The organism is Pseudidiomarina atlantica, assembly GCF_000753735.1.
Lineage (GTDB): Bacteria > Pseudomonadota > Gammaproteobacteria > Enterobacterales > Alteromonadaceae > Pseudidiomarina > Pseudidiomarina atlantica.
In genome coordinates this window covers 381686-396074 of record NZ_JPIN01000001.1, presented here as the reverse complement: position 1 = coordinate 396074, position 14389 = coordinate 381686, and the positions used below count along the sequence as shown (strand labels likewise).

The window sequence follows — 14389 nt, the reverse complement described above, 5'->3', positions numbered from 1 at the left end:
ACATAGTGCAATATTTTTTTAGCGTCAATGATCATTCGCTAATTCAACCAAGCAATTGTGTTATCTAACATCCGCTGACTGAAACCCCATTCGTTGTCGTACCACGCCATAACCTTGACCAGACGGCCACTTACGCGGGTTTGACTAGCGTCAAAAATAGACGAGGCAGGGTGATGATTAAAATCACTCGACACCAGAGGCAAGCGATTGACGCTAAGGACTTGTCGCAACGGGTCACTACTTGCGGCCTTGGCGATAATCGCATTCACTTCCTCAACGGTCGTATCACGGCTGGCAATAAACGACAGGTCGACCAAGGACACATTGGGCGTTGGAACGCGCACAGCGAGACCGTCGAAACGTCCTTGTAATTCAGGAATAACAAGACCAATCGCGGCGGCGGCTCCGGTCTTTGAAGGAATCATAGATAACGCTGCAGCGCGGGCGCGCTGTGGGTCTTTGTGATAGGCATCCATCAAGTTTTGATCGTTGGTATAGGCATGAATCGTGGTCATCAGGCCATTCTGGATACCTAGCTCTTGATGCAGCGGAAGCGCTAAAGGTGCTAAACAGTTAGTGGTACACGAAGCATTGGATACAACTGCAAGGGAGTCGTTGAGCAAATGGTCGTTTACACCATAAACAATGGTTGCATCGGCGTTTTTCGCAGGTGCTGAAACGAGCACTTTGCGCGCTCCGGCTTGCAAATGTAAGGCCGCTTTGTCCCGTTCTGTAAATAAACCCGTACACTCATAGACCACATCAATTTCGAGTGCCTGCCACGGTAACAGCGCTGGGTCGCGTTCACTACAGAGTTTAATCCGCTTCTCGTTCACCACTAGGTAGCCGTCTTCGTAACTGACGTCGTGGTTAAGGACTCCGTGCACGGAATCGTATTTGAGCAGGTGCGCGTGCGTGGCTGGATCGCCCAGATCATTGATGGCGACAATCTCGATGGTGTCGCAAAGGTCGCGTTCAAGCCAAGCGCGGACGATGTTTTTGCCGATGCGGCCGAAGCCGTTGATGGCGACTTTAATGGTCATGTTAGTGCCTCGTTAATCGTTAATCGTTAATCGTTATTCGTTAGGAGGAGTTTTATGTGAACTCTTTTTGGTGATGCGGGAGTCTTTGAGGGACTCTTTGATCAAGCGCAGGCGGTCGCGGAAGTCTGGACCGCGGCGCAGGGTGTAACCGGTGACCAACACATCGATGAGCACTAGTTGTGCGATACGTGATGCCATTGGCATGTATACGTCGGTGTCTTCTGGCACATGAGTCGAAAGCACCAAGCTGCATAGCTCCGCGAGTGGACTGTCCGCGGCGGTGACGCCGATTAAAGTGGCTTTGGTTTGCTGCGCCAGTTGCGCAATTTCCACTAAAGCGCGCGTGCGACCGGTATGACTAATAAAGACAATCACATCCTCGGGGCGTGCGTTGATCACTTGCATGCGTTGCATCAGCACGTCATCAGAAAATTGCACCGGCGTGTCGAAACGGAGAAACTTATTTTGCGCATCGTGGGCCACGGAGGCCGATGCACCTAAACCGAAAAAACTAATCTGGCGTGCTGCCGCAAGCTTATCGATAGCTGCATCGAGTGCTTGGGTATCGACTTGCTGCCGTGTGACATTGAGTGCCGCCATCGAAGACTCAAAAATCTTAGCCGTGTAATCGGCGATTTCATCGCCTTGCTCGACATGGCGGTTTACAAAGGGCACACCTTTGACCAAGCTTTGTGCGAGTTGCAGTTTAAAATCCGGATAACCTTTAGCCCCCAAACTGCGGCAGAAGCGATTGACGGTTGGCTCACTGACATCAGCAAGTTCTGCCAAACTAGCTATGCTTTTATGAATGGCAGCTTCAGGATCAGCCAAGATGACAGCAGCGACTTTACGCTCTGACTTGCTAAGACCGGAAAGCTCGGTATGAAGTTTTTCAATTAAGTTCATAGTGGGCGTCCTACGCTCGGTTTACGTAGCAAGCATACACAAAGAGAAATTATTTTTGTAATAAAATTACGAAAAATTGGAAAAAATCAAATTTGGTTGTTAGTATCCAAGCCGAATTGTTGGAAAATTACAAAACTACAGAGGCCAATAATGACATCTTCTGCTGCCTGTTGTGACTTGATTCTTTTTGGTGCGCTCGGCGATCTAGCGCGCCGCAAACTGCTTCCCGCGATGTATCAACTCGAAAAGTCAGGCCTGTTGCATGCGGATGCGCGTATCATCGGTGTGGCACGTGATAGTTTGACTGATGCAGCTTTTAAACAGCAGGTACTGGAAAGTTTGCAGCAGTTTATGACCAAAGATCCGGTAGATGAGGAAATTTGGCAGCGCTTTGTCGGTAAACTGCAGTACTGCGAGATTGATCTGTCGGATTTAAGTGCGTACGACGCGCTGGCCAAGGTCGCGCCGCTCACCAAAGGGCGCACACCCATCAGCTATTTCGCTACGCCACCTGCACTTTTTCCATTAATCTGCGATGGCCTTGCACGGGTTGGGTTGAATCAACAGCCTTCGCGCGTGGTGTTAGAGAAGCCGCTTGGTCACGATTTTAAATCGTCGCAAAAAATCAATAATCATGTCGCTCAGCACTTCGATGAATCGCAGATTTATCGTATCGATCATTACCTAGGCAAAGAGACCGTGTTGAATCTGTTGGCGCTACGCTTTGCCAACTCGATATTTGCCGATCATTGGAGCCACAACACCATTGACCATATTCAAATCACTGCAGCCGAGCAGGTGGGTGTGGAAGGTCGTTGGAGCTACTACGATGACGCTGGGCAATTGCGCGACATGGTGCAGAATCACCTGTTACAAGTGCTGTCGCTGATAGCCATGGAACCACCGTCACGGCTTGATACTGAATGTATTCGTGAAGAGAAATTAAAAGTTCTGCGCTCGTTGCGTCCGATTACCGATCGCAACGTAGATGAAGACACTGTGCGTGGTCAATACACCAAAGGCTTCGTCGGCGATAAAACGGCCCCCGGTTATCTTGAAGAAAAAGGCGCACGGCAAGACAGCAACACGGAAACCTTTGTTGCATTAAAAACGCACATTGATAACTGGCGGTGGTCAGGCGTGCCATTTTACTTGCGCACTGGCAAGCGCATGCCACAGAAGCGTACAGAAGTGGTGATTACTTTCAAACGCCAGCCGCACAATATTTTTCATGAAACGGTTGCGCAGTTACCGCCGAACCGCCTGATTATTCGTTTGCAGCCCGACGAGGGTGTTGAAATACAAATGATGAATAAGGTGCCGGGTCTCGGCAAAAAAATGCAGCTAAAGCCAACTACGCTGGATCTGTCATTTTATGAAACCTTTGAAGACAAGCGCATTGCCGACGCCTATGAACGACTGTTGTTAGAGGCAATGCAAGGCAATCAATATTTATTCGTTTCGCGTGATGAGGTGGAATACGCTTGGCGCTGGATTGATGGTATCCGAGCTGCTTGGGAACAAGTTGCCGAAGGTCCACGCAGTTACCAAGCTGGTACTTGGGGTCCGTCAGCCTCGGTCACCTTGCTCGCGCAAGACGGTCGTGAATGGGATGATGACGCATGAGTTTTGCAGTCCAACGTTTTCAACACCACGTTGAGTTGATCGATGATTTTAGTCGCCGTATTTGTCGCCGTCTCGAAGAGGCAGTGCATGAACGCGGTGAAGCTTTTTTGGTGGTTTCGGGTGGCAGCACACCCTTGCTTTTGTTCAAACGCTTAGCACAACAAGTATTGCCGTGGCCGAAGATTACTATTTTATTAGCTGACGAGCGCTGGGTCCCGGCCACTGACGCCGCGAGTAATGAAAAAATGGTGCGCGAGCAACTGCTGCAAGGGCAAGCTGCGGCGGCAAATTTTGTCAGTTTGCTCACCGATGATGACGATGCTTTTGCCGGCGAAGCTGCGGTGCAACAGCGTTTGGCCGATTTACCTACGTTTGATGTGGTGATTCTCGGGATGGGCGAAGACGGCCATACCGCTTCCTTGTTTCCCGACAGTCCACAACTGGCGATTGGTATGACCACCACGCTTCCTGCACTAGCGGTGACTACACCATCGCAGCCGCAGCAGCGTCTTAGCTTGTCGAAGCAACGCTTACTTGATAGTCGCCAAATCTACTTTCACTTAGTGGGAGCAAACAAAGCAGCTACCCTTGAGCGAGCGCAACAGCAAAACTTGCCGGTTAATGACTTTTTGCAGCAACAGCAGACACCGGTGACGGTAATGCTGGCAGAGCAGTAGGAGAATTCTATGACAACGCCACTGAACGCGCGGATTGCGGAAATTACCGAACGTATCGAACAGCGCAGTAAAGCTGATCGCCAGCACTATCTGGAACGCATGGCAGAAGCGCGGCGCCAAGGTCCGCATCGCGGTGCTTTGTCGTGCGGTAACTTAGCCCACGGTTTCGCTGCCTGTAACAAAGGCGACAAGCAGGAACTACGCAGTTTAACCAAAGCCAACATCGCGATTGTCACGGCTTACAATGACATGCTCTCGGCGCATCAGCCGTACCACGACTACCCCGACAAAATTAAAGCTGCTATTCGTGAAGTAGGCAGTGTGGCGCAAGTTGCGGGCGGCGTACCCGCCATGTGTGACGGTGTGACCCAAGGCCAACCCGGAATGGATTTGAGTTTGCTCAGCCGCGACGTGATCGCTATGGCGAGCGCGGTCAGTTTATCGCACAACATGTTTGACGGCGGTCTGCTGCTCGGTATCTGCGACAAAATTGTCCCGGGCCTGTTGATTGGGGCACTCAGTTTCGGTCATTTGCCCTTTGTTTTTGTGCCTGCAGGGCCGATGCCATCGGGGATCACCAATAAAGAAAAAGCACGCGTACGCGAGCTTTATGCCGAAGGTAAAGTGGATAAAGAGCAGTTGCTCGAAGCTGAGTCTGCTTCCTATCACAGCCCCGGCACCTGTACCTTTTACGGTACCGCCAACTCAAATCAGTTAGTGATTGAAATGATGGGCTTGCAGTTACCGGGTTCCTCGTTCGTTAATCCTGGCAGTGAGCTGCGTGATGCGTTAACCCGTGTTGCCGCACAGCAAGTGACCCGGCTGACCGATTTAGGCACTGACTATACGCCCATGAGCGAGATTGTGACGGCGAAAAGCATCGTCAACGGCTTGGTGGGTCTGATTGCGACCGGCGGCTCCACCAATCACACCATGCATTTGATTGCGGTAGCGCGAGCAGCGGGTTACCGCATTAACTGGGATGATTTTGCTGATATTTCAGCGGTGACACCTTTGGTGACGCGGATCTATCCAAACGGCGACGCTGACATTAATCATTTTCAACGTGCTGGTGGTATGGCCTACCTGATCCGCACTTTACTCGATGCTGGCTTGCTGCACGAAGACGTGAAAACCGTTGCGGGCGACGGCTTGCGTCGTTACACCCAACGTCCAACCTTGGTCGATGGCAAAGTGAAATGGGTGGAGGGGCCGAGCGAATCCCTCGATACTGACGTCTTACGCAGTGCTGCCGAGCCGTTCAGCGACCACGGCGGCTTAGCCGTATTAAGTGGCAACCTCGGTCGGGCGGTGATGAAAACCTCATCGATTCCCGAAGGTACTGAGCAGATAACCGCTCCAGCGGTCATCTTCTCAAGTCAGCATCAGCTTGATGCTGCTTTTAAAGCCGGTGAACTAGATAAAGATTGCGTGGTAGTGGTGCGGTTTCAGGGGCCAAAAGCCTGTGGTATGCCGGAATTGCATAAATTAACGCCGCCGCTCGGAGTGCTGCAAAAACGTGGGCATAAAGTCGCACTGGTAACCGATGGTCGAATGTCAGGTGCTTCTGGTAAAGTACCGGCCGCGATTCATCTGACGCCAGAAGCGGTCGATGGTGGCTTGATTGGGAAAATTCAAGCTGGTGACTTGGTGCGGTTAGATGCCGAAAAGGGCGTGATTGAATTGTTGGTCGCCGCCGAGGAACTCGACAAACGTGCGCAAGCAACACTCGATTTGACAGCTGATCATCATGGCATGGGCCGTGAGTTATTCGGTGCCTTGCGGGGACAATTGAGTGGTGCCGAAGAAGGTGCGTGCTCGCTTTTTGTAAAGCAATAATAAACGACTACAGAGCTACTTATGGTAACTGATACGACCGAAATGAACGGCGGTGAATACGCCGTCGTGGCCGACATTGGCGGCACCAATGCGCGCTTCAGCCGACTGCATCTCGAAACTTTTGAAATGGATCGTGTGCAAGTTTTCGCCTGCGCTGACTATCCAACTTTAACCGATGTGTTAGAAGCCTATCGTGACGAACAAAAAGTCGAGTTAGAACACGTTGCCATCGCGATCGCCTGTCCGGTGGATAGTGATGAAATCAATATGACCAATCATCACTGGCAGTTTTCGATTCGCGGCGTACGCAAATCAATGGGCTTGAAAACCTTTATTGTGCTGAATGACTTTGCGGCCGCGGCGATGAGCATCGTCACCTGTAAACCGCACGAACTTAAACAAATTGGCGGCGGCAAGATTAAACCAGGGGCGCCGAAAGCTGTCCTTGGCGCTGGTACGGGATTGGGTGTCGGTCATTTAATTACGCTGCCTGACGGTCAGGTGATGCCATTACCGGGGGAGGGCGGACATGTTGATTGGGCGCCCACCAACGAAAAAGAATGGGCCATTCACCGTTTTATTCATAACCGCTTTGGACGTGTTTCTGCCGAACGGGTGTTGTCGGGACCCGGGCTTGAAACCATTTATTTAGCCTTAGCTGATTATCACGGTAAACCTGTTGCGCCTTTAAGTGCCGCTAAAATTGGGCAACGCGCGATTAGCGGCATCGATACGTTAGCGTTAGAGACCGTCAATCAGTTTTTCGCTAGCCTTGGCAGCTTTGCTGGCAACTTGGCGTTGAATCTCAATACTTACGGCGGTGTCTATATCGCAGGTGGTGTTGTTCCAAAGCTAATGCAACTGATGGCGACTTCTAATTTCCGCGCAAGGTTTGAGCACAAAGGGCGTTTCTGCAAAGTCGCAGAGGCGATTCCTTGTTTTGTCATTACCGCTGAACATGCAGGCCTGCGCGGCGTGGGGCAGTATTTAAAACAATCGTTGCAACAAAGCGCGACCAAGAAATAAGGACTGGACATGAGCTTTTCGCATTGGCAACTGGCGCCAAAAGATCTTTTCAAAATCACTCCCGTGGTACCGGTGATGGTGATTGAACGCTTAGAGGACGCGGTACCAATGGCCGAAGCACTGATGGCCGGCGGCATTCGTTTACTCGAAGTCACCTTGCGTAGTGAGGTTGCTTTGAGTGCGATTGAGCGCTTGCGCGAGCGCATTCCCAAAGCGATTGTCGGCGCTGGCACTGTGACTACACCAGCGCAACTGCAGCAGGTGAAGGCGGCGGGAGCGCAATTTGCCATTAGTCCTGGTGTTACCAACGACTTGTTGCGTGCAGGCGCGCACGGTGATGTCCCGCTCATTCCCGGTATAGCGACTATTTCAGAGCTAATGATGGCGCGCGATATCGGCTACGACCATTTGAAATTTTTCCCAGCGGAAGCTGCGGGTGGTACGGCTATGCTGAAAAGCATTGCGGGTCCGTTTCCGGATATCAGTTTTTGCCCGACTGGTGGGATTCATCAAGATAATTACCGCGAATATTTGGCGCTGCCAAATGTACGTTGTGTCGGTGGTTCTTGGATTTTACCGAAAGCGGCAATAAATGCAGGTGATTGGACGGCGGTAACTGCGGCTGCCAAAGCAGCGACAAGCCAAGCAAAAGGTTGAATTTCAGATACAAAAAAGCCGTGCATTGCACGGCTTTTTCAAAGCGTTAGAACTGCGGCTTAGATAGCAGTGATGTTCTCAGCTTGTGGTCCTTTAGGACCTTGGGTAATGGTGAACGATACACGTTGACCTTCCGCAAGGGTTTTGAAACCGTTACCGGTAATTGCGCTAAAGTGAGCAAATACGTCTGCGCCACCTTGTTGCTCAATAAAACCGAAACCTTTAGCTTCGTTAAACCACTTAACAGTACCATTTACAGTATTAGACATAATATTCATCCTAAGATTTAAAAGTTTTGCGCAAAGACATGCTTGCCTGAACGCGGTCATGCGGGGTAAAAAATGGAAATTTAAAGCTACAGGACGAAGATTTACTGCTTGGTAATGCGACGTAGTGGAGATTTAACTTGCTGTTTCTTATCCAACGTCGCCTACCATACGCCTATTCCTAGGCAAGTCAACGTTTATTTTTTAAGGAGTCCGCATGGTTGCAGAAACAAAACGCGCATTAGTGGTCGAAGGCGGCGCCATGCGCGGGATCTTTGCCGCCGGAGTGCTCGATGGCTTTATGCGTGAAAACTTCAAACCTTTTGACTTTACTATTGGTGTGTCTGCCGGCTCCACGAATCTTATTGGCTATCTGACCCATGATTACCAACGTAGCTACCGCATTTTAACCGAGCTTGCACAAGCTAAAGAGTTTATTGACCCTATACGGGGACTTACCGGAGGTCATTTCTGTGATGTTGAATGGTTATGGCGCGAGTCGTTTAATCAGGTTGAACTGCACTTTGAGCGTTACTTGAACGGGGGCATACCATTATTTGTTGTGACCACGCGAATTAGTGACGGACAAGCTGCGTACCTGGAGGTCAACGAAGCCAATATGCATCAACTATTTCCCGCATCATGTGCGATTCCTCTAGTGTTTAGGGATTTCCCAGAAGTTGACGGCGAAGCTATGACAGATGGTGGCGTTGCTGACTCGATTCCAGTGATTCGCGCCTATGAGCAGGGTGCTCGTGAAATCACCGTGGTATTGTCACGCGGTATCGGCTACCGCAAGAAAATCGGTCGAACACTGGGTATCACCGAACGTCTGCTAGGCAAGTACCCAGCGTTGTATGCCGCTATCGAGAAACGCGCCCAGCTTTACAACGATGCGCTCGACTTTATTGCCAATCCACCCGCTGATTGCACGGTACATGTGCTCGCGCCACCGGAATACTTTCCCGTGGGACGCTTCACTCGGCAACTCGAAAAGTTAGAAATAGGCTACAACTCGGGCTTAAGGGCTGGCTTGGATCATGTGGATGCATATCGAGAAAATGGTGCGTCCGAGTAGACTCGAACTACCGACCCCCACCATGTCAAGGTGGTGCTCTAACCAACTGAGCTACGGACGCACATTTTAAATAGAAGTTCGCGAACAGCGAACGGGCGCTATATTAGTCATTCCGCTGCGGTGGTGCAAGTGCTTTTTGCCGTTTCGCAGCTCGATTGCGTAAGAATCGAACAGTAACCTCACTATAGCGCCCAGCTACAAAATCTCTAGCCGCTATAAACGCAATAAATGTTTCAAGATTTTGCCATTGGCATTGTGTGGTAGTTCATCAAAAAACTGGTATTCACGCGGCCGCTTATAATCTGCAAGGCGCTCTTCTACATGCGCCCGCAAAACGCTCTCGTCGACTGGCTCGCGTAGCACGATACAAGCTTTTACTGATTCTCCCCATTGCTCATGAGGTACGCCAATTACTGCGACTTCGAGCACCGCCGGGTGGCTGGCAAGCGCATCCTCGACTTCGCGCGGGTAAACGTTGACACCACCCGAAATAATCAAGTCTTTGATGCGATCTTTGACCCAATAAAAACCATCGGCATCGCGTACCCCAATGTCGCCAGTACGGAGCCATCCATCGCTGGTAAAGATTTCATGAGTTGCACTCGTATTGCGCCAGTATTCACGCATGACACCTTCGCCACTAATATGAATTTCGCCTGGTTCGTCGACCGCCGCGAGCTCGCCATGTTCGTTAACGACACGTATCTCGGTAAATGCCGCAGCGCGCTTGCCCACGGAACCAGCTTTGTCACGGTGCTCATGAGGTAACAACAAACTTCCTGTTGGACCTGCTTCAGTCAGTCCATAGACACAGTAAAACTGATCACTGGCAAAGGCTTTTTGCACGCGCCGAGCATGATCGCCAGCCAACGGACCGCCGCCATAGATCCAGTGGGTCATACTGCTCAGATCGGCTGCGCCAATTTGCGGGTGTTGTGCGGTGAGCAAGTAGGCGACGGGGGCACCGAAGAAGTGTGTGGTGCGTTCTTGTTCAACTAGATTCAACAGTAGGTCAGGGGTGAATGTGGGGGCGACCACATGTGTGCTGCCCATAATCGTGCCCCCAACCAATGTTAAGTTAAGCGGTGCTGAGTGAGTAAAAGGCATCAGCGAGAGCAAGCGACTCTCAGGGCGATACTGCATTTCGGTGGCAAACATCATGCCGACAAATAACAATGCTTTATGGTCGAAGAGCACGCCTTTTGGACGTCCAGTAGTGCCCGATGTGTAAAGTAAGGTCGCCGGCGTAGCGATCGCTTGTTCGTCTAGCTCGATCAATGAGCCATCTGTGCAATGTCTGTCGATGTACTCAGGCATATCATCAATACTAAGGTTTGCCAATTGCAACTCGGCACACGCTTGCAGCGCTTGGGAACTGGTCATTGCGCAAGTGATCACTAAGCTTGCTTCGGCATCATTAAAAATATACTTGAGTTCACTTGCGGTGAGTTTGACGTTGATGGGGGCGACAATAGCGCCTATACGCTGCACTGCGAAATGCGCCACAATAAAAGTGTAGCTATTGGGCAGCACCAAACAGACACGATCCCCTTGTTGTATGTCATGTTTTTGGGTGAGATGAGCAGCGAAATACTCGATATGTTGATTCAGTTGTTGCCAGTTGACACGTAATGAGCCATCTATTACTGCTTCGTGAGATGGGTATTTTCTGGCGTTACGTGCCACGTAAGCTGGGATAATCATAAGTTCTCCTTAAAATGCGCGCGATACTATTGCTTGGATATCAATCCCACGGGGCAAACAGCCATAGTTGGTGCTAGTGTGAGCGGTTAAGCGCGAGGCGCAGAATGCATCAGCAATCTCATTGGGCGCATGTTGGATGAGCAGTGCCCCTTGTAACGCGAGCGCCATGTGGTCGGCGAAATAGCGTGCTTGATACTGCCATTCTTGTTGCGGTGTTTGGCTAAAGTGCGTTTTTAAATCGCTCACGAAGCTATCAAAGCGGCGGTCAGCACCAGTGCCTTTTGCAAGCTCGGCGAAATAAGCTTCCAGTACCTTTGGCTCTTTTTGCACCGCGCGAAGAATATCGAGACACTGTACGTTGCCGCTGCCTTCCCATATCGCGTTTACCGGCGATTCGCGGAATAGCCTAGGCATAATCGTGTTTTCCATAACGCCCATGCCGCCAATAACTTCCATTGCTTCATAAGCGTGATTAGGGGTGCGTTTGCAGATCCAATATTTACCAATGGGAGTGGCGATCCGGGCAAGTAGCCGTTCATGCTCTTGATCTTGTTGATCCATGGCGCGCGCCATGCGCATCGTTAGCGTCATTGCAGCTTCGCTCTCAAGGGCCAAGTCGGCGAGCACGTTTTGCATCAAGGGTTGCTCACTAAGTTTGGCGCCGAATGCGCTGCGATGGCGCGCATGGTGCAAAGCTTGAACAGTGGCTTGACGCATGCCTGACGATGAACCAATCATGCAGTCATAGCGGGTCATAGAAACCATTTCTATAATCGTGCGGATGCCACGGCCTTCTTCGCCAACCATCCACGCCAACGCGCCACGTAATTCGCACTCACTGGAGGCATTGGCGACGTTGCCCATTTTGTTTTTTAATTGCTGAATTTGTAGTGCATTTTTAGTGCCGTCTGGGCGCCAGCGTGGCAGTAAAAAACATGATAGGCCCTTGTTTGTTTGGGCCAGAACTAAGAAGGCATCGCACATTGGTGCTGAAACAAACCACTTATGACCCACTAACTCATATGCTTCGCCAGGACCTTCGGCTGCAATAGGGTAGGCGCGCGTGCTATTGCTGCGCACGTCTGAGCCGCCTTGCTTTTCAGTCATTGCCATTCCAATGGTGAGCCCGCGTTTCATGCTGTCGGGTACGTTTCGGCTATCGTATTCGGGCGCCATTATTTTAGGACCAAATTTAGCCAGTAAATCTGGTTGATGTTGCAAGGCCGGAATGGCGGCAAAAGTCATGGTGATAGGGCAGCCATGAGCCGCCTCTACTTGGGTGTGCAAGTAATATTTGGCGGCACGCGCGACATGGGCTCCCAGTTTGGGAGCAGCCCATGGGCTGGCATGTAAACCTTCAGTTATCGCAATATCCATTAGCTGGTGATAGCTGGGATGAAAGTCGATTTGATCAACGCGGTTGCCAAAACGGTCGTGGGTAACAAGTAGCGGCTTATTGACGTTAGCCGCAAAACCCAGCGCTATGCGCTCAGGTAGCCCGCATTCAGCACCAAAGCGCGCAATGTCTTGTTCAGCCCAGCTTGCGCCTTCGCGCTTTACCGCCTCTTGCAATGCTTTATCTTCGGCGTACAGGTTATAGTTTTCAAGCTCTGGTGGTTGGTTTTCTACCGTGTGGGTTTGAGCGAGATACTGGTCTGGAATAGTCATTCTTGTTCTCCTGCATGAAATTTGTTGTTCTGCATCTTTTGTTCTACACATCTTTGCTTTACACACATGAGTGAGGTCGTGCTGTTATTGCTTGAAGACAAAAGCGCACGCTTTCATAAATTGCGCTATTCGGTTCGCGTTCATGCTGATGGGCTAAGGGGCCAATTAAAGCTTCAGCAATGGCTCCAACTAAAGCGCGGCTGCTCAACGCACTATTTTGTGGTGGTAAGCTTTGTTCGCTAATGCCTTGCTCAATCGCTTGGGCGAATAAGTCTGCGTAGCGCTCTCGATATTTTAAACGAGCTGCAACAACCGCAGGCTCAACGGGTTCTGCAATTAAAGCCCATGCAGTGACAGGTGCGCGAAGGGCACGTTTTGCAAATGTGGTTAATGCGTTGGTGATGCGCTCGGGTATAGGTTTTGCGGTAGCGCTAAGCTGTTGCTGAACCTGGCTTACTTCAATATTTGTGGCGTGTTCAAATATGGCGGTACATAAAGCTTCTTTGTTGGCAAAGTAGCGATACAGGGTGCCTGTAGCTAGGTTACAGCGCTTGGCCAAAGAGGCCATTTGTAAGCCGCTGAATCCTACTTCGTTCAGCAACGTTAGGGCATTGCTGAGAATGTTTTCTTGGGTTGCCTGCTTACGCTGGCGTATTTGAGTTGTTTCGCGATAGGCCATGGTGTTCTTGCTATCTAATTATCGATAGCAAGAAGTGAACCATGATTCATTTTTTGGATCAATGAATATTTTTTGAGGGTTACGGTGATGCGTGGGCCGGGCTGCGGGTTTTGTGGCTGAGCAGGGCTTGGGTGAATACGCGCAGTTCTAGGCGCGCTAGTGGGGCGCCGGGGCAGACATGAATGCCGGCGCCGTACAATAAGTTGTCGCGCGGGTCGCGATCCCAACGAAACTGGTGCGGTTGCTCGAATACCTCGGGGTCAGTGTTGGCGGCACCCCAGTCGAGTGTCACAACGGTGTCGGCTTCGACAGCTTGGCCTCTCATGTGCATAGGGCATACAGCACGGCGGCGGTTACTTGCCAGCGGCGCGTTAAAACGCAGTATTTCGTCGACAGCGTGATCAATATGTTCTGTAGCTTGCTGTAACTGTTTGCGCACCACGTTGTTGGCTTGCAAAAAATTCACGATAGCCGTTACTGCGTTGGCTATGGTGCCAAGTTCGCCGACAGTCCAATTACGCACAATGCTTACTAGGTATTCGTCGGATAACGGCTCGCCTTCGATGCTCAGATGAACCAGCCTTGAAGTCACACTATCACCTGGGTATTCGCCGGAACGAGCGCGATTAAATTCGGCCACCATCAGTTGGCTAAACTCAGCGGCTAATTGGCGCATGGTTTCTCTGTCGCCTGCCGCACTGGCTTTTTTCTGGCGCTGTATCCACTGCAACAGGGCGGCTTCTAATTCGCGTGGCCAACCCATAAATGCACATTGTGCTTGCAACGCAAATGGGTAAGCAAGCTCGCTTTCAACATGAAACTCTTCGGGCAGGTCACGAAATAATCGCGTCACGAGTTGCTTTAGAACTGGCTCAAATCGGTGCAGGGTTTGCGCATCGAAAAATGGTTCGATTAGCTTGCGATACCGCGTGTGTTCCGGCGCATCCATACCGTTGGGTACGTTGAGGTGCGAAGATACCTGATTACTCCATGCTTCGGGCGCATGAAGAATGGCGACAACGTCAGCGTGTTTGCGAATGACAGGGGACATAACAACCTCCCGATTTGAGAATTTTAGGCAGGGTTAGAATACCAACTTGGTTGTCAATTCCTTTGACTTTGGTCAAACCAATTGCCCAAAATCGGTTTTGAGCGACAAAAGGGTTGCTTTTTGACCATTTTCTTAACCAGTATTCCGTTGGTGAACTTCATTTTTGTTA

13 protein-coding genes and 1 tRNA gene are annotated in these 14389 nt (G+C 50.7%); 6 read left to right on the top strand and 8 right to left on the bottom strand.

Annotation, left to right across the window (positions count from 1 at the left end; genetic code table 11):
* Positions 1 to 38: 38 nt before the first annotated feature.
* Positions 39 to 1043 (bottom strand): type I glyceraldehyde-3-phosphate dehydrogenase, encoded by a 1005-nt coding sequence (gap, locus tag IDAT_RS01945; RefSeq protein ID WP_034729773.1) that lies wholly within the window; start codon positions 1041 to 1043, stop codon positions 39 to 41.
* A 33-nt stretch (positions 1044 to 1076) separates the two neighbouring features.
* Positions 1077 to 1949 carry a transcriptional regulator HexR gene (hexR, locus tag IDAT_RS01940; RefSeq protein WP_034729771.1) on the bottom strand — a complete coding sequence of 291 codons (873 nt, stop codon included), beginning with the start codon at positions 1947 to 1949 and terminating at the stop codon, positions 1077 to 1079.
* 150 nt (positions 1950 to 2099) lie between these two features.
* On the opposite strand from hexR, the gene zwf reads away from it, so the two are divergent.
* Genes zwf through IDAT_RS01915 form a run of 5 tightly spaced genes read left to right on the top strand, consistent with a single transcriptional unit; the run spans position 2100 to position 7774 of the window.
* The gene (gene zwf, locus IDAT_RS01935; protein ID WP_034729767.1) at positions 2100 to 3575 is read left to right on the top strand and encodes a glucose-6-phosphate dehydrogenase; all 1476 of its coding nucleotides are present in this window, start codon (positions 2100 to 2102) and stop codon (positions 3573 to 3575) included.
* A complete protein-coding gene (gene pgl / locus IDAT_RS01930) occupies positions 3572 to 4252 on the top strand; it encodes a 6-phosphogluconolactonase (RefSeq protein WP_034729765.1) in 681 nt (226 codons plus the stop codon). Before zwf ends, pgl begins: the two co-directional genes overlap by 4 nt.
* Before the next feature lie 21 nt (positions 4253 to 4273).
* On the top strand, positions 4274 to 6091 hold the full coding sequence (gene edd, locus IDAT_RS01925; RefSeq protein WP_034730247.1) for a phosphogluconate dehydratase: 1818 nt from the start codon (positions 4274 to 4276) through the stop codon (positions 6089 to 6091).
* 21 nt (positions 6092 to 6112) lie between these two features.
* Complete coding sequence (gene glk, locus IDAT_RS01920; RefSeq protein ID WP_244441582.1) at positions 6113 to 7117, top strand: glucokinase; 1005 nt, start codon at positions 6113 to 6115, stop codon at positions 7115 to 7117.
* 9 nt (positions 7118 to 7126) lie between these two features.
* Positions 7127 to 7774, top strand: a complete 648-nt coding sequence (locus tag IDAT_RS01915; RefSeq protein WP_034729762.1) for a bifunctional 4-hydroxy-2-oxoglutarate aldolase/2-dehydro-3-deoxy-phosphogluconate aldolase — start codon at positions 7127 to 7129, stop codon at positions 7772 to 7774.
* 59 nt (positions 7775 to 7833) lie between these two features.
* Here the strand turns inward: IDAT_RS01915 and IDAT_RS01910 are convergent, their stop codons facing one another.
* Positions 7834 to 8043 (bottom strand): cold-shock protein, encoded by a 210-nt coding sequence (locus IDAT_RS01910; protein WP_034729760.1) that lies wholly within the window; start codon positions 8041 to 8043, stop codon positions 7834 to 7836.
* A gap of 214 nt (positions 8044 to 8257) precedes the next feature.
* On the opposite strand from IDAT_RS01910, the gene IDAT_RS12925 reads away from it, so the two are divergent.
* Positions 8258 to 9118, top strand: a complete 861-nt coding sequence (locus IDAT_RS12925; protein WP_051986523.1) for a patatin-like phospholipase family protein — start codon at positions 8258 to 8260, stop codon at positions 9116 to 9118.
* On the opposite strand, the gene IDAT_RS01905 is transcribed toward IDAT_RS12925, so the two are convergent.
* From IDAT_RS01905 to IDAT_RS01885, 5 genes are all read right to left on the bottom strand, one after another.
* Positions 9103 to 9179, bottom strand: a tRNA-Val gene (locus IDAT_RS01905). The two genes, IDAT_RS12925 and IDAT_RS01905, sit on opposite strands and share 16 nt — an antisense overlap.
* A gap of 152 nt (positions 9180 to 9331) precedes the next feature.
* Entirely contained in the window at positions 9332 to 10822 is a 1491-nt protein-coding gene (locus IDAT_RS01900; protein WP_034729757.1) for a class I adenylate-forming enzyme family protein, read from the bottom strand.
* 9 nt (positions 10823 to 10831) lie between these two features.
* Positions 10832 to 12490 (bottom strand): isovaleryl-CoA dehydrogenase, encoded by a 1659-nt coding sequence (locus IDAT_RS01895; RefSeq protein ID WP_034729754.1) that lies wholly within the window; start codon positions 12488 to 12490, stop codon positions 10832 to 10834.
* Positions 12491 to 12548: 58 nt separating this feature from the next.
* Positions 12549 to 13169, bottom strand: a complete 621-nt coding sequence (locus IDAT_RS01890; protein ID WP_034729751.1) for a TetR/AcrR family transcriptional regulator — start codon at positions 13167 to 13169, stop codon at positions 12549 to 12551.
* A gap of 79 nt (positions 13170 to 13248) precedes the next feature.
* Positions 13249 to 14220, bottom strand: a complete 972-nt coding sequence (locus tag IDAT_RS01885; protein WP_051986502.1) for a cytochrome P450 — start codon at positions 14218 to 14220, stop codon at positions 13249 to 13251.
* Positions 14221 to 14389: the final 169 nt, after the last annotated feature.